This window comes from Candidatus Desulfofervidus auxilii (genome assembly GCF_001577525.1).
Lineage (GTDB): Bacteria > Desulfobacterota > Desulfofervidia > Desulfofervidales > Desulfofervidaceae > Desulfofervidus > Desulfofervidus auxilii.
The window spans coordinates 1,983,490-2,008,566 of sequence record NZ_CP013015.1 but is presented as its reverse complement, the minus strand read 5'-3'; the positions used below and the strand labels follow the sequence as shown (position 1 = coordinate 2,008,566).

Below are 25,077 nucleotides of genomic sequence, written 5' to 3'. Positions count from 1 at the left end.
ATTGATGAGGTGCTTTTCAAGAATCTTCTTAACCAGTGTGCCCGAAGCCACCCCTACCTCGTTCTGAAAAAGGTAATTCAGACACAATCTTCCATTCAGCCTTTACCACTGGAGCTATCACTAATTGGGCAATCCTTTCCCCAGGATGAACGGTATAGGTCTTTTTACCTAAATTAATCAAGGGAACTTTTATTTCTCCTCTGTAGTCGGCGTCAATGGTTCCAGGGGAATTGATTAAAGTCACACCATATTGAGTAGCCAAACCACTTCTAGGACGAATCTGGGCCTCAAAACCCGGAGGTAAGGCTATGGCAATCCCGGTAGGGACTAAAAATATTTCTCCAGATGGCAAATTAATAGGGTGCTCAAGGGCTGCAAATATGTCCATTCCGGCTGCCTGAGGAGTCATGTAAGTAGGTAAATTTATACCTTGACGGAGATATTTGACCTTAACTTGAATTTTGTTAATAACGATACTCTCCTTTCTTGCGAAGATTTAAGGAGGGACTTAGAGCTGCCTTCCGACTCAACTTAATCTTTCCATCTTTTTCTATTTTTAAAACCCTTACTAAAACTTCATCTCCTTCTTTAAGAATGTCACTTACTTTATTCACTCGTTTATAGTCCAATTCAGAAACATGCACCAAACCAACTGTCCCTGGAAGGATTTCTACCAATGCCCCAAAATCCATTATTCTCTTCACCTTTCCAATATATAACCGCCCCTCTTCTACCTCCTGAGTGACTTGTTTCACCATCTCTATGGCCTTTTTAAGTTGTTCTTCACTATGAGAGACAATATGAACTTTACCAGTTTCCTTAATATCTATATTCACTCCTGTTTTGGCCATAATATCTTTAATTACTTTCCCTCCAGGACCAATAAGGTTGGCGATCTTTTCAGGAGGTATTTCGATAATAGATACTTTAGGAGCATGAGGAGAGATAGAAGTTTTAGGGGCTGGTAAGACAGCCTCCATTCTATCCAAAATAAAAAGCCTTCCCTCTCTAGCTTGTATTAAAGCTTGGTGAAGAATATCCTTACTGATGCCCTCAATCTTAATATCCATTTGAATTGCAGTCACACCTTCTCTAGAACCAGCTAATTTGAAATCCATATCTCCACAATGGTCCTCTTCTCCTAAAATATCAGAAAGAATAGCTATATTATCATTCTCTTTTACCAAACCCATAGCAATACCAGCTATGGGTTTTTTAACTGGAATGCCTGCATCCATCAGAGAAAGACAACCACTACACACAGTAGCCATAGAAGAAGAACCATTTGATTCTAAGACTTCTGAGACCACCCTGATAGTATAAGGAAATTCCTCTTCTCTGGGAATAATGGGTTTTAAGGCCCGTTCGGCTAAGAAACCATGTCCTATTTCTCGTCTGCTAGGTCCCCTTAATGGTCTCACCTCTCCCACACAATAAGGAAGAAAGTTGTAATGAACCATAAAAGACTTAAAACTATCACCATAAAGAGCGTCTATCTTTTGTTCATCTTCTGTTGTTCCTAAAGTAGTCACAGCTAAAACCTGGGTCTCACCACGTTTAAATATGGCTGAGCCGTGAGTTCTGGGTAAAATCCCTACTTCACACTGAATGGGTCTGATGTCTTTTAAACCACGCCCATCAATACGTTTTCCCTTCAATATTTTTTCCCTGATAAGCTTTCTTTCAAAATCTTCAAAAATGAGCTTGGCTTGAGGTAAAAATTCTTCATTAAGAGACATTTCTTGAACTGCCTGAGCAAATATTTGGCTCAATCGTCTATTCCGAGGTAACTTCTCAGGGATACTAAGTGATTCTTCAATTAAGGGAAGATACCTCTCTAATTTGGTCACTAAATCATTTAGTTTTTGAGGGATTATTATTTCTATCTTAGATTTACCTGCTGTTTTTTGCAATTCCTTTTGCAACTTTAAAATGGGTTTCAACGCCTCATATCCTACAAAAATGGCTTCTAAAATAGTGTCTTCAGGGACAAATTGGGCATCTCCCTCTACCATTACTACTCCCTCTTCATTTCCAGCCACAACTAAATTTAATTCACTCTCTGTTAATTGGGAACGTGTAGGATTAATTATCCATTCTCCATTTTTCCTTCCTATTCTCACCGCGGCGATAGGAACATAAAAAGGGATGTCTGAAATTATAAGAGCCGCTGAAGCCCCAATTATAGCCAGGACATCCGGGTCGTTTTCTTGGTCTGCTGACAAAACGGTAGTGATGATTTGAACTTCTCTTAAAAATCCTTTAGGAAAAAGAGGACGAAGAGGTCTATCTATTAGTCGAGCAGTTACTACCTCTTTATCACTAGGTCTTCCCATTTCTCTCTTAAAGAAACCCCCTGGAATCTTTCCCACAGCATAAGACATTTCACGATATTCAACGGTTAAGGGCATAAAGTCTATTCCTGGTATTTCCTCTGGTGACATAACAGCCGTAGCAAGTACCACCGTATCAGCATAACGGACTAAAACTGCTCCATTAGCCTGAGTGGCCATTTCACCATAAGTAATAGAAAATGAACGTCCTTCCCATTCAGTTTGTATTTGCATTTTCCCCTATCTCTCCTTTTTTACTTTCTTAAACCTAATTCCTGAATAAGCTTACGGTATCTATCAATATCTTTACTTTTCAAATAATTAAGTAAATGCCTCCTTCGTCCTACTAATTTTAGAAGACCTCGTCTTGAATGAAAATCTTTTTTGTGAACCTTAAAATGCTCAGTCAAATACTCAATACGTTTGGTTAAAATGGCTATCTGCACCTCAGGTGAACCTGTATCTTCAGGATGAATTTGAAACTTCCTGATAATTTCTTGTTTTTGTTCTGGCATTAATGTCATTTTTATCCTCCTTCCTTAAATATCAAAAACCTTTACTGGTCGTAATTGCATACCTTTTTGAGTCTCTTGGGTTTGCAATAAGGCAACCAATTGATTTTCTTTGTTTAAGGCACGAATTAATGGCCTTGTCAGTTTATAAGGCCAGCGAATAAATCTTCCATGTTTAACCTGTTCCTCTTGCTTTTTATTAAGCACTACCGCTTCAAAATTAGCTAGAGCTTTATTTAAGTCCAAGAGATAATCCTGCCATTTTCCTGCTTTTACAGCCTCCTTTAAAACCTCAAGAGGAATAGCCATTTCAATAGTAAAAGGACCTGTCTTCAATCTTCTTAAACTGACCAAACAAGCACCGCAACCCAGTTTTTTCCCTATATCTGAACATAATGTTCTAATGTATGTGCCTTTAGAGCATGAGACTTCAAAATCCACTTCCGGGGGTCTAAAGCTCTTAAGCTTTAACTCATAAATTTCTACTTCCCTCGGAGCAGGTTGTATCTTAATACCCTTCCTTGCCCATTTATAAAGAGGAACTCCACCTACCTTGAGACTGGAATAAGAAGGGGGAATCTGAGTAATCTTTCCCTGAAAACCTCGCATTACCATTTGCAATTCTTCTATGGAAACATCTATTTTTTTGCAAACACGTGTTATTTCTCCTTCAATATCCATGGTTTCTGTCTCTAAACCAAGACGCATAGTAGCCATATAAGTCTTATCCATGTTTAGAAAAAACTGAGCAATTTTGGTGGCTTTATTGATAAAAACGGGTAAAACTCCAGTAGCTAATGGGTCTAAAGTGCCACCGTGGCCTACTTTTTTCAGATTAAGCCAGGTTTTAATCCGCCTCACTATTTCAAAGGAAGTAATACCCCCTGGTTTGTCAATAACAAATATGCCTGATATTTCTTTCATCCTAATCTTTGGTTTCAACTCTTTAGAGGCAGGGAGATAATTTTTCATAAACAGTCGTTCTGGTAGAAAAGGAAATAATTTCTATCTCTGCATCAATTATCTCTGTGAGATTCATATCATTAATAAAATCAACTACTTTATTTATCTCTGCTTGAACCTTATTCTCATTTAAACCTACTTTACATAGCCCAAGTTGAATTGTCTGCCATCGGTCATGGGCTCCTACCTCAGCTATAGAAACATTAAATCTGTTTTTTACTCTGTCCACAATCTGGTGTATAACTCGCCTTTTGCCTTTTAAGGAGTGATTCTCAGGTAAGCGCATTAAGATTTGGCTCACACCCACAAACATAGTTAAATAACTCCAAAACTACTAACAAAATTCTTTATAAAATAGTTAGCATATATTTAACAGAGAGGTGGTATTTTGTAATTTGCAAAGAGTAATTCATAATTAAACAGTCTTCAAACTCCTATCCATTATCCGTTCTTTGAGTTTTCGCTCTAAAATCAATGGTTTTTTCTACCTCTTCCACTATATAGGCCTCAATTATATCTCCTACTTTAATGTCCTGGAAGTTTTCAAAGCTCATTCCACACTCATAGCCTGTTCCTACTTCTTTTACATCTTCTTTAAAACGTTTTAAAGAAGATAACTGTCCATTATATACTACCACTCCATCTCTTAAGATTCTCACTTTACAAGACCGTTTTATCTCTCCCTTTCTCACATAACAACCTGCCACTACTCCCACTTTGGGCACTTTAAAAAGCTGCCTAATTTCAGCTTCTCCTATAACTTTTTCTTTATATTCTGGTCCAAGCAAGCCCTTTATTGAAGCTTGAATATCATCCAATAGTTGGTAAATGACGTCATAATAACGAATATCTACTTTTTCTTTCTCTGCTAAATCCATAACTTTAGCACTAGGCCTAATATTAAAACCAATTATAACTGCATGTGATGCAGAGGCAAGTAAAATATCTGATTCAGTAATTACTCCTGTAGAGGCATGGATTATATTTATCTTTATCTCTTGGGTACTTAATTTAGTTAAAGCTTCTTTCAATGCTTCTACTGAACCCTGGACATCGGCTTTGATAATAAGTTTTAATTCTTTAATTTCCCCCTCTTCTATTTTTTCATACAGATTTTCTAAACTTACACCTGCCCTCACTAATGTTGCTTCTCTCTGTTTCTGTTGGCGATAATGGCTAATTTCTTTAGCTATTTTTTCATCCTTCACCACTACTAAAGAATCCCCTGCTTCAGGAACACCAGAAATACCCTGAATTTCTACTGGCAATGATGGGCCTACTTTTCTCACTGATTCTCCTCGGTCATTGAACATAGCCCTTATCTTTCCATAATGAAGACCACATACAAAGAAATCACCTATTTTAAGAGTCCCTTCTTTAACCAGGACAGTAGCTACAGGACCTCTCCCTTTGTCTAAACGGGCTTCTATCACTATTCCACGGGCTGGTTTATTAGGATTTGCCTTGAGTTCTAACATCTCAGCTTGTAACAAAATTAATTCTAACAAATTGTCAATCCCAATTCTTTTTTTAGCAGAGATCTCTGCATAAAGGGTATCTCCTCCCCACTCTTCTGGTGTAAGGCCGAGTTTTGATAGCTCCCTTTTCACCTTTTCTGGGTTAGCATTGGGTTTATCTATTTTATTAATAGCTACCACTATGGGCACACCTGCTTCTTTGGCATGATTAATGGCCTCTCTTGTTTGCTCCATTACTCCATCATCTGCTGCCACTACCAATACTACGATGTCTGTTACTTGAGCTCCCCGTGCACGCATAGCAGTAAAGGCTTCATGACCAGGTGTGTCTAAAAACACGACATTTCCTTTATCTAGGTTCACATAATAAGCACCTATGTGTTGAGTAATCCCACCTGTTTCTATAGAAATAACATTGGTGTGACGGATGGCATCTAAAAGAGAAGTTTTGCCATGATCCACATGTCCCATTACTGTAACTACAGGTGGACGGGGTTTCAAATCTTCAGGTTTATCAGGTATGGGTTTAAGAACATCTTCCTCTACAAAACCTACTTGTTTTACCTCATAATCAAATTCACTAGCTACTAAAGAGGCTGTATCGTAATCTAATGGCTGGTTAATGGTACTCATTACCCCTAAACTCATAAGTTTCTTTATCAACTCTCCTGCCTTTACTCCCATAGCTCGAGCTAATTCACCCACCGTAATGGTTTCTCCCATTTCAATCCGGCGCTTAATAGGCTTAGGAGGGGCAGTAACTGGTTTTAAAGGCGGTTTTCCTTCTTTCTTTTTTGGCTTGGGTTTGGGAATAGGTATAACCTCTGCAGGATAAATAACAGGAGATGTCTCCTCCTCTTCTTCAAATATATCTATAACCACTTGCCGATGTCTCTTGCGAGGAAGGGGTGGTTTTTTTCTTCTCTTTTTTTCTTCAATATCTAAGGCCTCTTCTTTTGGCTTTTTCTTTTTAGGTTTTTCTTCCGGGACTTCTTCTGTTTGTGTCTTTTCTACCAACTCTTCTTTGCTAGGTGATACAGGAGTTATTTCTTCTGTTACACTAGGTATTTCTTCTTCAATTTTTTCTTCTTTAACTTCCAAAGTAACTGGCATTTCTTTAATTGGCATCTTAGTAGTAGGAGGTTTTTTTCTTATAATTACCTTTTTTTGTTTTGCTTTTGGAGGTATTTTAGCAAATGCTTCTCTTATTTTAACCACCTCATCTGTGGTAAGAGTGCTCATGTGGTTTTTTACCATGATTCCCAAATCTTCCAGACGATAAAGAAGTTCTTTACTGGATATTTTCAACTCTTTTGCTAATTGATACACTTTAACTTTAGCCATATTATTCTATTAAGCCTCCTACTGTCTTTAATCCTGAGGCTTGAAGATAAAATTTATTCTTCTCCACTTTCGGCTTCTAATTTCACATCTTCTGTCGCTTGAGGCGTAGACATAAATTTTTCGGCAGCAGTAATTAATGCCAAGGCTTTATCTTCTCTAAATCCCAGCCCTTTTAACTCTTCTACGGTAGCTTGGGCTAATTCCTCAGCAGAAACAATTTCATTTTGGGTCAATAAATCAGCAATTTCTTTGGTCATTCCATCTACTTTCAATAAACTTTCATATTGTAATCTTTGTATTTCTTTATATCTGCTTTTACTCCGGACATCAAGTTTCCATCCTGTTAATTTGGAAGCTAAACGCACATTTTGCCCCTGTCTACCAATAGCAAGAGAAAGTTGGTCGTCAGGGACAATGATTTCCATACGTTGTTCATCTTTATCCATAATTACTTTTAATACCTTTGCTGGGGCGATGGCATTGCATATAAATTTTGCTGGGTCAGGATCCCAATGGACAATATCTATTTTTTCTCCCTTTAACTCCCTTACCACATTTTGAACCCTTGAGCCCCTGATGCCCACACAAGCCCCAATAGGGTCTACATCCGGATCTTGCGAAGTCACGGCAATTTTTGCACGGCTACCAGGCTCACGGGCTGCATTAATAATTTTAACTATACCTTCACTAATTTCAGGCACTTCTAAAGTAAACAAGGCAATGAGAAAGGCAGGGTGTGTCCTAGAAAGTATAATTTGTGATATTTTACTCTCCTTTCTTACATCCAAGATATAGGCTCTTAATCTATCTCCTCTTTTAAAATTGTCTTTATTAGGAATAACTTCTCCCCAGGGTAAAAGTGCTTCTGTCTTTCCCAGATTAACTATAACTCCTTCTTTATCTAATCGTTGGACAATTCCATTTACTACCTCTCCTTTCCTATCTTTGAACTCTTCATATATAATTTCTTCTTCTGCTTCCTTCATTCTTTGGAGAATTACCTGTTTGGCCGCTTGAGCAGCTATCCTTCCAAATTCAGCCATACTCAGTTTTATCCCCACGCTATCTCCTAGTTCTACCTCCTGGTTTAGCTTTTGGGCCTCACTCAAAATTATTTCTTTTATTGGATTGGTAAGTGTTTCTACCACTGTTTTAAAAAGATAAACTTCTATCTCTCCTGTTTCTTCATTATACACAACCTCAATGTCAGCTTGAAGACCATACTTTTTTCTTGCTGCTGAATAGACTGCTTCTTCAATGGTTTTTATTAAAAACTCCTTTTCAATGCCTTTATCTTTGGTTAATTGTTCAATAATTCTTTTCAGCTCCATCAGTTAAAAATACTCCTAAAGCTCAAAATTTAAATTTGCCTTTGCAATAATTTTAAAAGGAATTTCGTGTTCTCCCTTTTCATTCTCAATTTTCACTATTTCATTTTCTAAACCAATCAATTTACCTCTAAATACCTTCTTTCCATCTATGGGTTTATAAGTTTTAATCTTTACTAATTGCCCTTTATATCTTTCATAATCACTTAGCTCTTTAAGTGGTCGGGTAAGACCAGGAGAAGAAACTTCCAACGTATAACTAGTATCAATAAGGTCTTCCACATCCAAAACAGCACTTAATTGGTAACTTATGTCTGTGCAATCATCTAAAGTTACCCCCCCGGGCTTATCAATATACACCCGTAAGACCCAACCTTGTTTTTCTCTTTGAAACTCAACATCAACTAATTCCAAGCCTTCGTCTCCTAAAATCGGCATAACTAACTTTTTAACCTTTTTTATAATTTTCTCCGTATATAAACTCAATTTTCCCTCTAATAAAAAAGTGGGCAAAAGCCCACTTTAAAAATCAAGCTCTTTGGAGCGGGCAACGGGATTCGAACCCGCGACCACGAGCTTGGGAAGCTCGCACTCTACCACTGAGTTATACCCGCTTGTTTAAAAAATACCACACTGAGCTTGGGTTGTCAATTGTTAAGGATAAGCACATATTACATAAATATTGTTTTGGGGACTTAAAAGCTAAGAATTCTTATCCCATCGATTACAAACTGGACTGCAATAGCAGCTAGAATAAGTCCCATCAAACGGGTAAAGATATACAAACCAGTAGGTCCCAGCCAATCAGAAAAACGTTTAGCAAATAGGAGAATGAAATAGGTGAGGAAGGCAGTAGCCAAGACACTCCCTAAAATTATAAATTTGGCAAGGATTTGTTTTTCTCCACTAAGGACAATTACCGTAGTAATAGCGCCTGGTCCAGCCAGCATAGGAATACCCAGGGGAACAATACCAATTTTTTCTTGTTCCTTACTATATACCTCTTCTTCAGGAGATATTTTTAATCTTGTTTGTTTAGCTTGAAGCATTTGCCAAGCAATCATAAAAATAATTATCCCGCCAGCAATTCTAAAAGCAGGGATGGTAATACCAAAAAAGTTAAGAATGTCGTTGCCAAAAAGAGTAAAAACTGTGAGTACTAAAATAAGGGTTAAAGTAGTTTCCCACACAGTAGTCTTTATTTTTGATTGAGAATAAGAAGCAGTAAGAGCAATAAATCCTGGAATAAGTCCAATAGGATCAACAATAATAAATATGGAAACAAAGACCTTTATTATAAATGCTACTTCCATTTTTTATATTCTATAGAACAAATCTATGTTTGGCAATAAATTTATAAACTTGGTATAAAAATTGATGACAGGACTACGTCAAAGTCAGGCCATAAGTAATTTAACAAAAACTAAAAAATCCAAATTTCAAAATCCAAATGCCAAAATGCCAAAACATTAAATCAGTGAGTAGTGAAATAGTGAGGGAATGAAATAGCCAAATGTAGTGGAATGGGGGTCTAACCTACAAAATACAGTTAAGAAAATAGAAAACGGAAAACAGAAATTCCCAGTTCCCAATTCTAACATGTAAACGTGTCAATGTGTAAACGTGTTAACGCGCATAAAGAAGGAAAGAAGGAAAGGGAAACGGGAAACAGAAAATAGAAATTCCCAATTCCCAGTTCCTAATTCCCAATTCTAACGTGCAAACGTGTAAACGTGCTAACGTTCCAATTTAACAGAAGGGGATTTTGCATTTTTCAATTTGCATTCTGCATTCTGCATTGAGCCATTGCGCTTAACTCTTGTATAATTAAAGGTCCACTACTGGTCCCAATACGGGTGGCACCGGCATTTATCATTTGGATAAAAGTGGCGGCATCTTTTATACCCCCTGCTGCCTTAATACCTTTTTCTCTTCCTAGTAGCCTTTTCATGAGTTTAATATCCTTTATTGTTGCCCCACCAGGACCAAAACCCGTTGAAGTCTTCAAAAATGCCACTGGAGTGTCTTTTAGAGCCAAAATTAGGTTCTCTTTTTCAGAAGGAGAAAAATAGGCCAATTCTAAAATGGCTTTTAATATCACATCTCCAGGAAGATTTTTTCTTAGACTTATTATCTCTTCTGTCACTTTATTATACTCACCTGCCTTGGCCCAGCCAATTTGAATGACTATATCCAATTCATGGGCACCATTTTTAACCGCCTGTTGAGCTTCATAGATTTTGGTCTTAGAATCGGTATAACCCATAGGAAAACCAATTACCGTCCCTACCTTTACAGAAGTGTTTTTTAAATTATGAACAGCTAAATTAACATATCCAGGGGGGACAAAAAAGGACATAAACTCATGCTTTATAGCTTCCTTACACCCCTTAGTAATTTCTTGGGGTGTAACAGTAGGTTTTAAGAGGGCATAATCAACATATTTATTATAGGGAATGTCTTTCATAAGAAAAGGGTAAAGATTTCCATCCATGGTGTCAAGGATAACAAGTGCGAAGCAATTGTAGTTAACTTTAACTTTTGAGAGAGATTTTGTAATATAAGAAATAATGAGAAATTTTCTTTTACTACCTATAGGATTTTTTCTGACGGTTATTAGCCTTTATCCTCATAAAATATATCATTATAAAGAAATTACAAAGAATAAACAAATTAGGGTTACATGGAGGATTATCAAAGAAACATCAGATAGAATCCTCATTCAGGCTATAAAGCCTGGAGAAAATCGTTTGTTTCTTTTGCATAAAAAAGATGGCTCAACCCTAAAGTGGAGCGTAATTAAAAAAAATAATAGATTTGTAGCAGTAAGAAAAGAAAATACCATCACGGTTCATTTAGAAAAAAATGGAAAGAAAAAACAAAGGATACTGAAGATTGACAAAACTCCCTGGATTCAAACTCCTGAATTTGGATTTTTGAGTTTGGTAAAAAGTAAACAAAAATCAAAGCTTTTTGGCATTATATGCCCCAGGGATTTCAGTTTTCACAAAATGATAGCAAATAAGGAAGGCGAAGAGGAAATAAAAATAGGTAATAAAAAATACCATACTGTTAAAATTAAGGTTACTTTAAAAGGATGGCTATCTATGTTTTGGCATTCATATTACTGGTTTAGAAAAAATGATGGGGTCTTTGTCAAATTTGAGGGTGTTCGGGGTGGACCATTTACACCCAAGACCATTACCCAATTGATAGGAGAAAAAAATTAGAGACAACCATTACCACTCCAATTATAATACCCTTTTACGTCCCTTTTTACTGGCCCAAAAAAATAATTATGCGGCCTTAAATAAAATTAAGTTCTTAGAAACCTTTGTGAATACTTTAACCCAAAAACTTGTTCCTTCCTCTGCCCCCTGGCAACAAGAAATTTTGAAGCACTTAAATCAGGTTATCCGGGGTTTTGACCATGCTCCAGACAAAGAAAAAAGAAAAAAAATTGAGAAGGCCATTTCCCTTATTCAATACCTTATCCATCCTTCACCTCAGTGGGAAATATTACTCAGTTCCTTGGAAAATATCCCTCTGCTTACTCCTAAGTGGCGAAAAATTTTCAAAAAGAAAGGAATTTTTACTCTGGAAGACTTGCTTTATTTTCTGCCTACTCATTATGAAGACCATCGTCACTTTAAATACATAAAAGACATCCAACCAAACCAGACTGTGGTCGTCCGAGGGAAAATCATAGTTAGTGGTGTTTTGCCAGTAAAACAGGGAAGACGTAAGTTATATAAAGTAGTTATTAGTGATGGCACAGGACAACTGGCAGGGGTGTGGTTTAATTATCAACTAAAATATATGCAGGCTGAATTTAAACCTGGACGGGAAGTTACATTTAGTGGTTTAGTGCGTCACTATGGTTGGGAAAAAGTTATACATCATCCCGATGTAAGTTGGGATAGAGAAATAAAACTAGAGATTGTGCCTGTATATCCTGAAATAGATGGAATATACCCTAAACAGACGCGGAATTTAATGCAAAGGATTATTCTAAAATATGTCCATTTTCTGGGATGTCCGTTACCATTAAGCTTGCGTCAAAGATACAAATTATCTCCTTTATGGGAAGCAGTTTTTCACCTTCATCATCCTCCAGCAAATGTTTCTGTTAGGGAACTTAACCAGGATACTTCCCCTTACCACCGGACCTTAAAATTTATTGATTTTTTCTGTTTGGAGTTGGGTCTAGCCATTAAACGCAAGGCATATTCTCAGAAACAGGGCATCTCACTTAAGCCATCTTATTTATATATAGAGCCGTTTTTAAAAAGTCTTCCTTTTATTTTGACTAATGGACAAAAGCGAGTCTTTGAAGAAATTAAACAAAATATGGCTTCTTCCCGTCCTATGCATCGTCTTTTGCAGGGAGATGTAGGCAGTGGAAAAACCATCTTGGCCTTATTAGCCACACTTATCGCCATTGAATCCGGATACCAAGTAGCCATCATGGCCCCAACAGAAATCCTGGCTGAACAGCACTTTGAAAATGCTCAAAGATTGTTAAAAAACCTCCCTATAAAATTGGCGCTCCTTACTAGCCAACTAAAATCCAAGGAAAAACAGGCAATTTATGAAGGCATTTTAAAAGGTAGATATCAACTGGTCATAGGTACTCATGCTTTAATCCAGGAAGGAGTGGAATTTCAGCGTTTGGGCCTGGTTATTATTGATGAACAACACCGCTTTGGGGTGGCTCAACGGGCTACATTAGTAGCAAAAGGTGTTACCCCAGATGTATTGGTGATGACTGCTACCCCTATCCCTCGCACCTTAGCCATGACCTTATATGGTGACTTAGATATTTCTATCCTGGACGAAATGCCACCTGGGCGAAAACCAGTAGAAACGATGCACTTCTGGGAAAAAGACCGAGAGCAAGTATATCGGTTTCTGGAAGAAAAACTCCGTGAAGGTGTTCAGGTTTATATTGTCTATCCCCTTATAGAAGAATCAGAAATATTGGAGTTAAAGGCAGCTACTACTATGTATGAAACTTTAAAAAAGCGCTTTAGTCAATATAAACTTGCCCTTTTGCATGGTCGGATGAAAGCAGAGGAAAAACAAGAAATAATGACCCTCTTTCGCACTGGGAGCATTGACATATTAGTAGCCACTACTGTGATTGAGGTAGGAGTGGATGTGCCTCAAGCCAGTGTAATGGTCATTGAACATGCTGAGAGATTTGGGCTAGCTCAATTGCATCAATTAAGGGGACGAGTAGGCCGGGGGACAGACCAAGCCTATTGCCTTTTACTTACACCAGAAAAAATTACTTCATTGGCCAAACAGCGCTTAAAGGCCATTATAGAAACAAATGATGGTTTTAAGATTGCTGAGGCAGATCTGCGGCTGCGGGGACCAGGAGAAATTCTAGGTACCAAACAAGCTGGTTTTCCCGAACTTCGCTTTGCTGATATGATTAAAGACATAGAAATCTTAAAACAGGCTAGAGAAGCTGCTTTTCATATCATAGCCACTGACCCTGAACTTCAGTCTTCAGAATATAAATATTTAGCATCATACCTCAGGCATTACTGGGGAGAAAAACTAAAACTGGGGATGGTGGGATGAAATATGTTTTGTGAAGGAAAAACTTGACAATCTATATATTCCGTGTTAAAAAAGCGTGATTTTAAAGTTTTTGAAAATAAAATTTTAAGGAGGGAAAAATGCCAGTATATGTCGCAGGTCACAAAAGTCCCGACACGGATGCCATATGTGCTGCTATTGCTTATGCTCACTTAAAGAAGAAACGGGGTATGGATGCAGTAGCTGTGCGGTTAGGTGATTTGAATCCTGAAACTGAATTTGTTTTGAATAAATTTGGAATTCCAGTACCAGAACTGATGACAGATGCAACGGGGAAAAAGTTTATTATTGTGGACCACAGCGAAACCACTCAAAGCCCTGATAATATGGATAAAGGCGAAATTGTAGAAATTGTAGACCATCATAAGCTTGGAGATTTAACCACACCCAATCCTATCTTTTTCTTATCTATGCCTGTGGGTTGCACTTGCACTGTAGTAAAGAAACTTTATGATTACTTAGGGATAGAAATTCCTAAGGAAATCGCCGGAATTATGTTATCGGCGATTTTAAGTGATACTGTAATGTTTAAATCAGTTACTACCACTGATGAAGATAAAGAGAGGGCCAAGGAATTGGCAGAAATTGCAGGCATTGCAGATATAGAAGCCTATGCCATGGAAATGTTCAAGGCCAAATCAGCGGTTGCTGGCAAAACGCCTAGAGAATTAATCTTTAGAGACTTTAAAGATTATGTAATGTCAGGCAAAAAAGTGGGGGCAGCACAACTAGAAGTAGTAGATCTATCTCTATTGGCCGACATAAAAGACGACCTTTATGAAGAACTAAAAAAGGTAAAAGAAGAAGGAAGGCACAGTGTATTTCTCATGTTAACCGATATAATGAAAGAAGCGACCGAGTTGTTGGTAGTGACTGATGAGCCGAGTGTAGTGGAAAAGGCCTTTGGTATTCCCTTAGAAGGGAAGTCTGTATGGCTAGAAAAAGTGATGAGCCGTAAAAAACAACTTGTTCCTCCTTTAGAAAAAGCCTTTGCTGAGATATAAATAATAAAAGGGACAGTGCAATGCCTGTCCCTTTTCCTTTAAAAATGGATTACCTAAGAAAGGAAAAATGGATTATTTTTTTATTGTTATCTTTTACGTTCTTTGTTTATCTTAGAGCAAAGACTTCTCAAGGGGCCCTGAAATCTCTCCCTGCCTTTGATTACCTCAATTGGAAGCAAGACATAATTTTACAAGAGAGGAACATTGAACATACTTTTAGGAAGAATGAGAGTATTTACCAAGTCCTTATAAACAAATACAAAATTCATCCCAATCTTACCCAGGAATTAGTAAAAAATTTAAAAAAACTAGTGGCAATAAATAAAATAAGACCAAATGACAAATTATACCTCACCTTCTTTCAAAACAATTTGAAAGAACTCACATTTTCAAGTTCTCCTGAGAAAAGATATATTTTTTTTATCACACCCTTTGGCATAAAGAGTCTTATTCAAACTATTCCCTGCCATGTATTTTTAGCCAGTGCTAAAGGAGAAATCACAACAAATTTATATTTATCTGCATTAAGTCATAATATTAATCCTCAACTAATCCTTGAGCTTGCAGACATCTTTTGCTGGGACATAAATTTTTTTACAGACCTAAGACCAGGTGATAAATATCAATTTATATATGAAAAAATCTATGTCAATGGTCAATTTTCACGCTATGGTCGTATCCTAGCCGCCAAATTTGTGAATCAAGGTAGATGCTTTGAGGCCTATTATTTTGAAACATCTCCTGGTAAAGGCAGTTATTACGATTCTAAAGGGAGACCTTTACAAAAGGCCTTCCTCAAGGCCCCCTTACGCTATAAGCGGATTAGTTCTGGTTTTTCTTATCATCGGCGGCATCCAATTTTAGGAATTGTGCGTCCTCATTTAGGGATAGATTATGCGGCTCCTACAGGCACCCCTGTGGAATCCATAGCAGATGGCAAAATCGTTTATATAGGTTGGAAAGGAGATTATGGTAAATTTATCAAAATTAGACATAACCATCGTTATTCCAGCACTTATGGCCATTTAAGTCGTTTTGCTAAAGGACTAAAAAGAGGGAGTTGGGTGAAACAAGGTCAGGTTATTGGTTATGTAGGAATGACCGGACTGGCCACTGGACCCCACTTAGACTTTCGGTTCTTGGTTGGCAATAGATTTATCAATTATTTGAAATTTAGCGCTCCCCCTGCCTCACCTTTACCAAAAAGACTATATCTCAGTTTTAAAAAACAAATAGCTTATTACCAAAAGCTGTTAGAAACACCTACTTTCCAAGTAAGATTAAAACCTGACGATGTTTGGAAAGGCTAAAAGAATATTATCCTAACTCAATACGTTCTTCTACATTATAGATAATACTCACCATAAAAGTAAGATAATCTCTTAAATGTCGGGTTATGAGGAAATTTCTCCTAACAAATTCTCTTGCTTTTTTCCCCATGGTTTGAAGCTGATCACGATAGTGAAAAAGATAATGAATACGCAAGGCGGCTCCTTCTGGAGTATTCACTAAGAAACCTGTATGATGGTTAATCACTTGAAGTCTAATCCCACCTGTATTACCACCAATAACTGGTTTGCCCTTCCACATGCCTTCGGTCACAGTAAGACCAAAACCCTCACGAATAGATTTTTGTAAAATAATATCAGCCCCTCGTTGAATAGCATTTATAATGCGGTCAGACCCTGGAGGCAAAAATAAAACATGAATATTTGGATCCCCACTTGCTACCTCTTTTACTTCTGCTAAGACAATCTCAGTTTCTGGGTCATCTGCCGCTCCCCCTCCAGCAAGTATCAACTGTAAGGATGGAATAAACTCCTTTGCCAGTCTATAAGCCCGAATTACTCCTAGAGGATCTTTAAAGCGATCAAAGCGAGAAACTTGAACAATAGTGGGCAATTCAGGATTTATGTTAAATTTCTCGTAAATAGAATGGACTTTTTCCTCTTCTAGCTCCTTATTTTTCTCACTTAGCGGGTCAATACTTGGAGGAATAAGATATAAAGGATGTGGCAATGGCTGAGCAAAATCTGCAAGATGGAAAATACTGGCATCATAGTCTTTAATGAAATCCCTAAGATATTTCCATACAGGCCGATAAGGACGACTAATATCTATATGACAACGCCACACCCATTTACCCTTGCGTTTGGGACAAAATTTTAATAAAGGAGCAGGTTGGGGGTCGTGAATAAATACTACATCTGCTTCTTCAAGTGCTGGACATAGTTTTTCTGCATTTTGGGCATTTGTTTCTTCGTATACCTTTAAAAGCCCATTTGGAATGTCTAACGGGTTCCCCTGAAGGGCATTATGCATACTTTTTGTGCAATGGAAGAATCTTTCATTCCCAGTTATCACTTCCCACTTGGTATCAATTCCCAATTCTTGGCTAAGGGGAACTAATTTTTCCAGAATTTCTGCAACTCCTCCTCCTTTGCGGGTAGAGTTGACATGGATGACCTTGATATTCTTTAACAAACTAGATAATTGATAAAGATGGTCTATAACGTCATGACCAACAATATCGGCATAAAACTCAAGCTTTCCCATTATCTCTCTCTAAAGTAAGTCTGAAATAAATCTGAAAGTTTGCACCGCAGTTCTGCTAAAGTAGTAAAATAGGGATCGATATTAGCAATTAGATGACACAAATCAGTGTATGTATCCCCAAAGCCAACAAGCCAAGCCCGAAAATCATCTTCTCCTCCTGATGTGCGTCTTCTAGCATCTATAAAGTGATAGAAAACACTACCTTCGGTGAAAGTGGGTAAAACAGTTGAAAGTTCTTTTGGTTCTGTAATACGCTTAGAAGTGTCAAATACCACAATTTGTGAGCGTTTAAAATGAAATTGTTCACCTGGCCTTGCCCATGGAACAATCTCACTTTCATAAAGTCTTTCTTCTATCTCTTCTATTAATTCTTGACGCAATTCCTCTATATCAGCAAATTTCGTAGGATCAATAACCGCCAGTCTCTCGGCTAAAGCCTGGTCATGAAGAGAATAATACGCCCAGGCAGCAAAGTCATTAATAAATTCTGGCTCTTCAAAACGGGGAAACAAAAGACTGCCCCAAAAGTGATAGTAAATACTTCCTGGGTGAATATTAGTCAGTTTATCTTTTAATTCTCTCAAATTATATGCCTGAATCCCAGTAGCAATGGCAATTAAGGCACAATCTTTTACAGCAAAAGGCTGAATTTTAGGTTCTTTATTGTTCATGAGATATTTCTTTTTCACCCAATGTTTTTAATAAAGACCTTACTTCATATAAAGAACCTATATTAAACCTGGCTTTTGAGGGACTTAAACCCACTTTAATAGAGTAAGCCCATGGAGGTAAGATACTAAAAACATCTTCATCTGTCCAATCATCTCCAATAGCCAGAATAAAGTCCCATTTTTCTTTTGAAACCCATTTTAAGGCTGCTTTTCCTTTATTTATACCTGCATTTTTAACTTCCATTACCTTATTTCCTTCTAAAACCCCTAAATTAAAATTACCTGTAATATGTAAAAGGGCATCCCTTAATTCTCTAGCTCGCAATTGAGCCAACTCGGGGTCTGCCTTCCGATAATGCCAAACTAGCGAAAACTCCTTTTCTTCAATAAAGGAACCAGGTGTCCTATCTACATAAAGTTCAAGAATGGGTCTTATTTCTTCCTTCCAATCATTTCTCAAAGGCTCTAGCATCTCCCACTCTTTTTCTCTAACCCATACACCATGTTCAGCAATCAGTCCCAGCTTTAGATGCCCAAACCATTTCTCCAATGTTTCTTTATCTCTTCCACTTATAATTACTACTTTATTTCCTGGGATTTTGGTCAACATTTCAAGAGTTTTTAAAATTTGGGCATCAGGACTTGCCCTCTCTGGCTTCTCAGCGAAGGAAATTAAGGTTCCATCATAATCTAGTAATATAAGACGTTTATCAGCTTTTAAATAGTCTCTAATTAAGTTCTCTTTTATAACTGGAGTGAATTTTCTCACTAATAATTCCTGTTGTATTTTTTTAACATAAGAAAGCCTATCCATAAAATCATTTGCCCACCTTACTACATTATACCTCTGTAATCTCCTCCGCATTATCTTGTTTCGTTCTATTTGTTCTTCTTCTTTCATTTCCAATGCCTCTTTTAAGGCATTTACAATTCTCTCTTTATTATTAGGGTTTATAATAATAGCCTCTCCCAACTCCTTTGCTGCTCCAGCCATTTCGCTGAGAATCAATACACCACGGTCATCCATTTTAGAAGCAATAAACTCCTTTGCTATCAAGTTCATCCCATCCCTTAATGGAGTAATTAAGGCAACATCAGCAATATTATACAAGGCAACTAAACTGGTAAAGGATAAACAACGATAAAGATACCAAACAGGTATCCAGCCGATAGTCCCATGTTTCCCGTTAATCTTACCTACAAGCTCATCTAACTCCGCTTTTAACAACTTATATTGCTCTACATTTGTCCGAGATGGCACAGCTACCAGCACCAGAGTAATTTTTTCTTTATATTTTGGGTTTTTTTCTAAAAAAAGGTCAAATGCCTCCAGTCTTTGAGGTATACCTTTAGTATAATCCAAACGGTCAACGGATAAAACCATATTTCGCGTCTTAACAATGTGGCGAATCCTTTGAATTTCTTGCTTTACCTTGGGGTTTTTTGCTGCCCTGGCAAAACGTTGATAATCAATACCCATGGGGAATGCATCTACTCTTATCACCCTATTTTCGGCAGTAATATGTCCAAAACTATGTTCACAACCTATCAAAGAACTAGCACTTTCTAAAAAATGGCGGACATAGTCATAAGTGTGGAAGCCTATAAGGTCTGCCCCCAACAGACCTCTTAAAATTTCCCTCCGCCAGGGAAGCAGACGAAAAATTTCAAAGGATGGAAAGGGAATATGAAGGAAAAATGCTATGGTTGCTTCTGGAAACCTATCTCTCAAAAATTGGGGCAATAACATTAAATGATAATCGTGTATCCAAATTATGTCATCCTCTTGGGCCACTTTTGCCACTTCATCACAAAAGATTTCATTTACCCGTTTATAAGCCTCCCACAATCTTTTGCTATGGACTGTATACAGGGGAAAATAGTGAAAAAGTGGCCAAATAGTTTTATTACAAAAACCATGATAAAAATTTTCTATATCAGATTGAGAAAGAAATACAGGATAACAATTTTCAGCTTTTAATCTTTTTTCAAATTTTTCTCTTTCGCTCCCTTTTATCTTTTCTTTAGCAACGCCTGACCATCCTACCCATATAGCTTGATATGCTTTATAAAAGGAACTTAAACCTGTAGCCAGTCCGCCTGCACTTGGCTGAAGATGGAAACTGCCTTTTCTTTTTACTATAGTAAAAGGTAACCTGTTAGAAACAAATACCAGTTTGTTCACATCTTTTAAATTATCATATTTAATGAATAAAGACAAGAAAACCCAAAATCCGCGATTGATTTTTGGATAAAATCCAACCTGCCTGCCGTCAGGCAGGCCTGCCCGATGGCAGGAGAGGACAGGCAAGTTTGTGGGTTTTCTTTTAAAGTTATTACGGATTTTGGGAAAATATGGTTTAAAGCAATTTATGTGAAAGAAACAATGGCTTCTACCAAGGCCTTTATAGTGTAAGTCTTAGGCATAATAGTTACTTTCAAACCTAGTTCCTTGGCAGTCTGAGCAGTAATCGGCCCAATACAGGCAATAGTTACACCCTGAAGCATTGTTCCTAATGGTTCAGGACTAACCATTTCTGCTAAATGTTTAACGGTAGAAGAGCTGGTAAATACAACGATATCTAACCTTTTGTCCAAAATTTCTTTCAATTTGTCTTTGTTTGCCTTAGGTAAAACTGTGCGATAAACTGGTATTATATCTACTTCTGCCCCAGCAGATTTAAGTGTCTCTGGTAAAATATCTCTAGCTTTCTCTGCCCGAGCTAATAAAACTTTCTTTCCGTTTATACCTTGGTTTTTCAGCGCTTCAGCCAAGGCCTCAGCCCGGAACTCTTGAGGCATAAGGTCAGGTTTTATTCCCCAATCTTGCAAGGCTAAAGCAGTCTTTTCACCAATTACCCCAATCTTTACTGACCCTAATGCCCGCACATCTTTATCCAGTTGTTCTAAACGTTTACGAAAATACTTAACTCCATTCACACTGGTAAATAGGCACCAATCATATTCATTTAAGTGAACAATGGCCTTATCTAAAAGTGCATAATCTGTAGGAGGGACAATTTCAATAGTAGGAAAAATATGACATCTGCCTCCCAATGCCTGTAACTCCCTTGCCATTTCACCTGCTTGTCCTAAAGTTCTAGTAATCAAAATTCTTTTCCCAAATAAAGGTTTTTTCTCCCACCAATTAAGGGTCTCTCTCAGTTTTACTACCTCACCAATAACTATGATAGCAGGTGGTTTTATCCCCTCTTTTTCTGCCAGTTTTGTAATATTGGCTAATTTACCCACTATGGTTTGCTGCTCAGGTAGTGTTCCCCAACGAATGATAGCTACTGGTTCTTCGGGTGAACGACCATAACGCAAAAGCTGCTCCACAATCTGAGGCAAACGACCTACCCCCATTAAAAAAACTAGTGTATCTACCCCTGTAGCCAATTTTTCCCAATTGATAGCAGAATCAACTTTAGTAGGGTCTTCGTGACCAGTAATAAAAGCCACAGAAGAAGCATAGGCCCTATGGGTAAGAGGAATACCGGCATAAGCAGGCACAGCAATAGCTGAACTCACACCTGGCACTATTTCAAAGGAAATTTTTTCTTTTATCAAAACTTGGGCTTCTTCACCCCCGCGTCCAAAGATAAAAGGGTCACCTCCTTTCAGCCGGATCACCATTTTACCTTCTTTGGCTTTCTTAATAAGCAATTGATTGATTTCTTCTTGGGAAAGGGTGTGACAACCCGCAGTCTTTCCCACATAAATCTTCTCTGCTCCTTGGGCATAATCTAAAAGCTCAGAATAGGCAAGATAGTCATAGACAACCACATCTGCTGTTTCCAAAAGATTTTTGGCCTTTAAGGTAAGCAATCCTGGGTCTCCTGGCCCTGCCCCTACTAAATAAACTTTAGCTTTTTGCATAAACCTCGTCCAAAACCTCCTTTGCACCCTGGTTTAAAAGAATCTCTGCTAACTGCTCTCCTAATGCAACAGCCAATTCTTTTGAACCTCTTAAAGTATGCTTAAAAAACCGTTGACCTTTTACATCCGCTACCAGCCCTTTAATCTCTATTTCACTTCCATTAAGCACTGCATAAGCAGCAATAGGCACCTGACAACCTCCTTCTAATCTAGCTAAGAATGCCCTCTCTGCGCTGACTGCTATGGCTGTAGGTAAATGATTTAGAGGAGCAACAAAGTCTTGCCATATCCTTTCTTTCCTAATTTCTACACCTAAGGCCCCTTGCCCAATAGCAGGAAGCATAACTTCTGGAGAAAGACATTCTGTAATCTGGTCTGCCATACCCATGCGTTTTAATCCCGCACTGGCTAAAATTATAGCATCCAAACCTTGGTGTCTTAATTTTTTAATTCTGGTATCTACATTTCCTCGTAAGGGCACTATTTTAAAATCAGGATTTAAATGGAGCAATTGGGCTTGTCTTCTCAGACTACTAGTCCCAATAATGGCATTTAAAGGAAGTTGTGAAAACGAAGTATTATCTTGAGTAATTACCGCATCTCTGGGGTCTTCCCTTTGAGGAATTGCACCTAGACATAATCCTTCAGGTAAAAAAGTAGGCATATCTTTTAAACTATGTATAGCTAGGTCTATTTCTCCTTTTTGAAGGGCTTCTTCGATTTCTTTGACAAATAGACCTTTTCCCCCTATTTTGGCCAAAGGGGCATCTAGTATTTTATCTCCTTTAGTTTTAATAATTTTGACCTCAAACTCTATTTCAGGATAAAAAACTTTTAATTGATTAATAACATCTTGAGTTTGTTTTAAGGCCAAGCCACTGCCGCGACTGCCTACACGCACCTTTTTGAGGCCCATCCAGAGCCTCCTAACGACAAGTGGCTCAGGAAAAAGCTGAGCAACTAGTGCAACTTTTACTTGATTTTACGGAGGTATTACTTTTTGTGCTACCTTTACCGAAACTAAAACTGCAAGCCGAAACCAGACGTTTTAAGTTCTTTCCCTGGCAATTTGGACAAACTATTTCTTCACCTGTCCGCACCAAACATTCAAATTGAGCACCGCATTCTTGACATATATATTCATAGATGGGCATCCTTTACCTCCTTTTTACCATGGATATATTTTTAAACATTTTAATGTAAATAAGCAAGAGGTACTTTAGAAAAAATCCATAAGCTTAAATTGTTTCATTTACCTATAGATATCTCCTGCCCTACAGTTTTTGATAGAGAATACTAAGGAATCTATAAATATTTCTTAGAACTTGCAAGAAAAATAGTTATTATGATAATTTAGAAACAGAACATGACTAATTTAAAAATCCTCATTACCGGTCCCCCTAGGATAGGAAAAACTACTATTATTAAAAAAATTACTCAATTCCTGAAAGAAAGAAAATATCCCTTACGAGGATTTTATACAGAGGAAATTAAAGAAAAAGGGAAGCGACTGGGGTTTAAATTGGTTACATTAGATGGGAAGGAAATCATCTTCTCTCATGTGGACATAGAAAGTCCTTATAAAGTGGGTAAATATAAAGTGGATGTATTATCTCTGGAAAACCATCTTTCAATCTTAATCCCCCTTTGTTCTGAAGAAATCATTATAATTGATGAAATTGGGAAAATGGAATGTTTTTCTCAAAAATTTAGAAAAGTAATATGGGATTTGTTTTTTAAGCCAAATCCTATATTAGGTAGCATTAGTTTGAAGGGGAATAAATTTATAGAAAAGATAAAGCACTTACCTCAAGTAAGACTTATGGAAGTAAATCAGGAAAATAGAAACATCTTAGTAGAAACTATAATAACTGAGATAGCCTTAAAATCTATCAAAGGGAATTAAACTGATGGGAAATGAGCAAAAAGAAAAAAGATATAAAACCCCTGAAACACCCTGGGATATAGGTAAACCAGATTTCAATCTTATTGAAGCTGTAACTAAGATACCTATAAAACCTTGTAAGGCATTAGATATTGGATGCGGAACTGGCGACAATTCCATTTGGCTTGCTCAGCATTATTTTCAAGTGACAGGAATTGATATTTCAGAAATTGCGATAGATAAAGCTAAAGAAAAGGCCTTAAAAGCCAATATTAAATGTATCTTTATGGTAGCTGATTTCATTACAAATAAAATTGAAGGGGCACCGTTTGGCTTTGTCTTTGATAGAGGCTGTTTTCATTTATTTGACTCTGATGAGGAACGAAAAAGATTTGCCGAAAAAGTCGCTAACTATTTAGAAAAAGATAGTTTGTGGTTAACTATTGTTGGCAACGCTGATGACCAGAGGTCTGGCTACGGTCCTCCTCGGCGTACGGCAAGGGATATTGTTAACTCCGTAGAACCTTATTTTGAAATTCTCTCGCTAATCTCAAGTCATTTCGGTTCTAACCGCCCAAATCCGCCCAGAGCCTGGGTTTGTTTGATGCGGAAACGGCAAAGGTGTATTTCTTTGATTTGACTTACTCTATATTTTGGATTTGTTGTCTAATCTTCTCCAGTTCGGTCTTAATTTCTACTACTTCCTGGCTAACAAAGGTATTATTGGCCTTTACTCCCATAGTATTAGCCTCCCTATGCATTTCTTGCAAAAGGAAATCTAGTTTGCGCCCCACAGGTTCGTCTTTCTCTAACCATTCCTTGAATTTTTGAAGATGAGTTTCCAAACGAACAATTTCCTCAGTAATATCACTTCTCTCGGCAAAAAGGACTACTTCCTGCACCAAACGGTCTTGATCTATTTCTATACCAGTTAATTCCTTAACTCTTTGTTTTAAGCGTTGAGCATAGTTTTGAAGTATCTCAGGTATATGTCCTTTGATTTTATTCAAAATAGTAGCAATATATTGGATGCGGTTTTCTATGTCTTTTTTTAGTTTTTCACCTTCTTGTTGTCGCATAGTCTTTATCTCATTTAGGGCTTCTTCTATTACCTGTTTTAGTGGAGGCCAAAATTCTTCTATATTGTTCTTTTCCTCTTCAGTAGTAAATATGTCCTTTACACCTAAAAACATATCCAGGGTAATATCACCATTCAGACCTAAGCCTGTTTTCAGGTCTTTTAAAAGGGAATAATAGGCCCTGGCTGCTTCCCAATTAACACTGAGAACAGGTAATCCTACCATATTACCGCTGATTTTTAGAGTGCATTCTACCCGTCCTCTGGTAATAAATTTTCCAATTAATTGCTTTATATCCTCTTCTAAAGACAAAAGTTTCTGAGGGAGTTTTAAAAAAATGTCACAATAACGGTGATTTAAAGTCCTCATTTCTACATTAAAATGTAAGTTATTCCAGTCAAGTTCACTCCTAGCATAGGCGGTCATGCTTCTCAT

Annotated in this window: 23 protein-coding genes and 1 tRNA gene; 6 read left to right on the top strand and 18 right to left on the bottom strand. The window is 37.4% G+C overall.

Annotated features, from left to right (window positions below; translation table 11 throughout):
- Nucleotides 1–28 precede the first annotated feature (28 nt).
- The 11 genes from dut to deoC form a co-directional block, all read right to left on the bottom strand.
- Nucleotides 29–469 carry a dUTP diphosphatase gene (dut, locus tag HS1_RS09995; RefSeq protein ID WP_066064782.1) on the bottom strand — a complete coding sequence of 147 codons (441 nt, stop codon included), beginning with the start codon at nt 467–469 and terminating at the stop codon, nt 29–31.
- Nucleotides 465–2,567: a polyribonucleotide nucleotidyltransferase gene (gene pnp, locus HS1_RS09990; protein WP_066064779.1), complete on the bottom strand. Its 2,103-nt coding sequence runs from the start codon at nt 2,565–2,567 to the stop codon at nt 465–467. The genes dut and pnp overlap by 5 nt, the downstream gene beginning before the upstream one ends.
- 20 nt (nt 2,568–2,587) lie before the next feature.
- Nucleotides 2,588–2,857, bottom strand: coding sequence for a 30S ribosomal protein S15 (rpsO, locus tag HS1_RS09985; protein WP_066064776.1), 270 nt, complete (start codon nt 2,855–2,857; stop codon nt 2,588–2,590).
- Nucleotides 2,858–2,872: 15 nt separating this feature from the next.
- Nucleotides 2,873–3,817, bottom strand: a complete 945-nt coding sequence (gene truB, locus HS1_RS09980) for a tRNA pseudouridine(55) synthase TruB (RefSeq protein ID WP_066064773.1) — start codon at nt 3,815–3,817, stop codon at nt 2,873–2,875.
- Nucleotides 3,792–4,121 carry a DUF503 domain-containing protein gene (locus HS1_RS09975; protein ID WP_066064770.1) on the bottom strand — a complete coding sequence of 110 codons (330 nt, stop codon included), beginning with the start codon at nt 4,119–4,121 and terminating at the stop codon, nt 3,792–3,794. Before HS1_RS09975 ends, truB begins: the two co-directional genes overlap by 26 nt.
- A gap of 121 nt (nt 4,122–4,242) precedes the next feature.
- Entirely contained in the window at nt 4,243–6,630 is a 2,388-nt protein-coding gene (gene infB, locus HS1_RS09970) for a translation initiation factor IF-2 (RefSeq protein WP_066064767.1), read from the bottom strand.
- A gap of 53 nt (nt 6,631–6,683) precedes the next feature.
- Nucleotides 6,684–7,961 (bottom strand): transcription termination factor NusA, encoded by a 1,278-nt coding sequence (gene nusA, locus HS1_RS09965; RefSeq protein WP_066064764.1) that lies wholly within the window; start codon nt 7,959–7,961, stop codon nt 6,684–6,686.
- A 15-nt stretch (nt 7,962–7,976) separates the two neighbouring features.
- Nucleotides 7,977–8,444, bottom strand: coding sequence for a ribosome maturation factor RimP (locus HS1_RS09960; RefSeq protein ID WP_245669970.1), 468 nt, complete (start codon nt 8,442–8,444; stop codon nt 7,977–7,979).
- A 53-nt stretch (nt 8,445–8,497) separates the two neighbouring features.
- Nucleotides 8,498–8,572, bottom strand: a tRNA-Gly gene (locus HS1_RS09955).
- Between the two features lie 81 nt (nt 8,573–8,653).
- Entirely contained in the window at nt 8,654–9,271 is a 618-nt protein-coding gene (locus tag HS1_RS09950; RefSeq protein WP_066064760.1) for a MarC family protein, read from the bottom strand.
- A 461-nt stretch (nt 9,272–9,732) separates the two neighbouring features.
- A complete protein-coding gene (deoC, locus tag HS1_RS09945) occupies nt 9,733–10,425 on the bottom strand; it encodes a deoxyribose-phosphate aldolase (RefSeq protein ID WP_066064757.1) in 693 nt (230 codons plus the stop codon).
- Between the two features lie 103 nt (nt 10,426–10,528).
- On the opposite strand from deoC, the gene HS1_RS09940 reads away from it, so the two are divergent.
- The 4 genes from HS1_RS09940 (at nt 10,529) to HS1_RS09925 (ending at nt 15,882) form a co-directional block, all read left to right on the top strand.
- On the top strand, nt 10,529–11,188 hold the full coding sequence (locus HS1_RS09940) for a hypothetical protein (protein ID WP_066064754.1): 660 nt from the start codon (nt 10,529–10,531) through the stop codon (nt 11,186–11,188).
- Nucleotides 11,184–13,550 carry an ATP-dependent DNA helicase RecG gene (gene recG / locus HS1_RS09935; RefSeq protein WP_082757785.1) on the top strand — a complete coding sequence of 789 codons (2,367 nt, stop codon included), beginning with the start codon at nt 11,184–11,186 and terminating at the stop codon, nt 13,548–13,550. Before HS1_RS09940 ends, recG begins: the two co-directional genes overlap by 5 nt.
- A 98-nt stretch (nt 13,551–13,648) precedes the next feature.
- The gene (locus tag HS1_RS09930) at nt 13,649–14,572 is read left to right on the top strand and encodes a manganese-dependent inorganic pyrophosphatase (protein WP_066064748.1); all 924 of its coding nucleotides are present in this window, start codon (nt 13,649–13,651) and stop codon (nt 14,570–14,572) included.
- 44 nt (nt 14,573–14,616) lie between these two features.
- The gene (locus HS1_RS09925) at nt 14,617–15,882 is read left to right on the top strand and encodes a M23 family metallopeptidase (protein WP_172793679.1); all 1,266 of its coding nucleotides are present in this window, start codon (nt 14,617–14,619) and stop codon (nt 15,880–15,882) included.
- Nucleotides 15,883–15,889: 7 nt separating this feature from the next.
- Here the strand turns inward: HS1_RS09925 and HS1_RS09920 are convergent, their stop codons facing one another.
- The 6 genes from HS1_RS09920 to HS1_RS14065 all read right to left on the bottom strand — a co-directional run bounded on the left by HS1_RS09920 (nt 15,890) and on the right by HS1_RS14065 (nt 22,832).
- The gene (locus HS1_RS09920) at nt 15,890–17,128 is read right to left on the bottom strand and encodes a glycosyltransferase (RefSeq protein WP_066064742.1); all 1,239 of its coding nucleotides are present in this window, start codon (nt 17,126–17,128) and stop codon (nt 15,890–15,892) included.
- Nucleotides 17,128–17,799 carry a DUF5752 family protein gene (locus HS1_RS09915; RefSeq protein WP_066064739.1) on the bottom strand — a complete coding sequence of 224 codons (672 nt, stop codon included), beginning with the start codon at nt 17,797–17,799 and terminating at the stop codon, nt 17,128–17,130. The genes HS1_RS09920 and HS1_RS09915 overlap by 1 nt, the downstream gene beginning before the upstream one ends.
- Nucleotides 17,789–19,984, bottom strand: coding sequence for a bifunctional alpha,alpha-trehalose-phosphate synthase (UDP-forming)/trehalose-phosphatase (locus HS1_RS09910; protein ID WP_066066581.1), 2,196 nt, complete (start codon nt 19,982–19,984; stop codon nt 17,789–17,791). Before HS1_RS09910 ends, HS1_RS09915 begins: the two co-directional genes overlap by 11 nt.
- 185 nt (nt 19,985–20,169) lie before the next feature.
- Entirely contained in the window at nt 20,170–21,678 is a 1,509-nt protein-coding gene (cobA, locus tag HS1_RS09905; protein ID WP_066064736.1) for a uroporphyrinogen-III C-methyltransferase, read from the bottom strand.
- Nucleotides 21,665–22,594, bottom strand: a complete 930-nt coding sequence (gene hemC, locus HS1_RS09900; protein WP_066064733.1) for a hydroxymethylbilane synthase — start codon at nt 22,592–22,594, stop codon at nt 21,665–21,667. The genes cobA and hemC overlap by 14 nt, the downstream gene beginning before the upstream one ends.
- A gap of 25 nt (nt 22,595–22,619) precedes the next feature.
- Nucleotides 22,620–22,832, bottom strand: coding sequence for an FmdB family zinc ribbon protein (locus tag HS1_RS14065; RefSeq protein WP_082757783.1), 213 nt, complete (start codon nt 22,830–22,832; stop codon nt 22,620–22,622).
- A 212-nt stretch (nt 22,833–23,044) separates the two neighbouring features.
- Here HS1_RS14065 and HS1_RS09890 point away from each other — a divergent pair, with 212 nt between their 5' ends.
- The gene (locus tag HS1_RS09890) at nt 23,045–23,584 is read left to right on the top strand and encodes an NTPase (RefSeq protein ID WP_066064727.1); all 540 of its coding nucleotides are present in this window, start codon (nt 23,045–23,047) and stop codon (nt 23,582–23,584) included.
- Between the two features lie 4 nt (nt 23,585–23,588).
- Nucleotides 23,589–24,203: a class I SAM-dependent methyltransferase gene (locus tag HS1_RS09885; RefSeq protein ID WP_066064724.1), complete on the top strand. Its 615-nt coding sequence runs from the start codon at nt 23,589–23,591 to the stop codon at nt 24,201–24,203.
- A gap of 1 nt (nt 24,204) precedes the next feature.
- On the opposite strand, the gene HS1_RS09880 is transcribed toward HS1_RS09885, so the two are convergent.
- Nucleotides 24,205–25,077, bottom strand: coding sequence for a YicC/YloC family endoribonuclease (locus HS1_RS09880; RefSeq protein WP_066064722.1), 873 nt, complete (start codon nt 25,075–25,077; stop codon nt 24,205–24,207).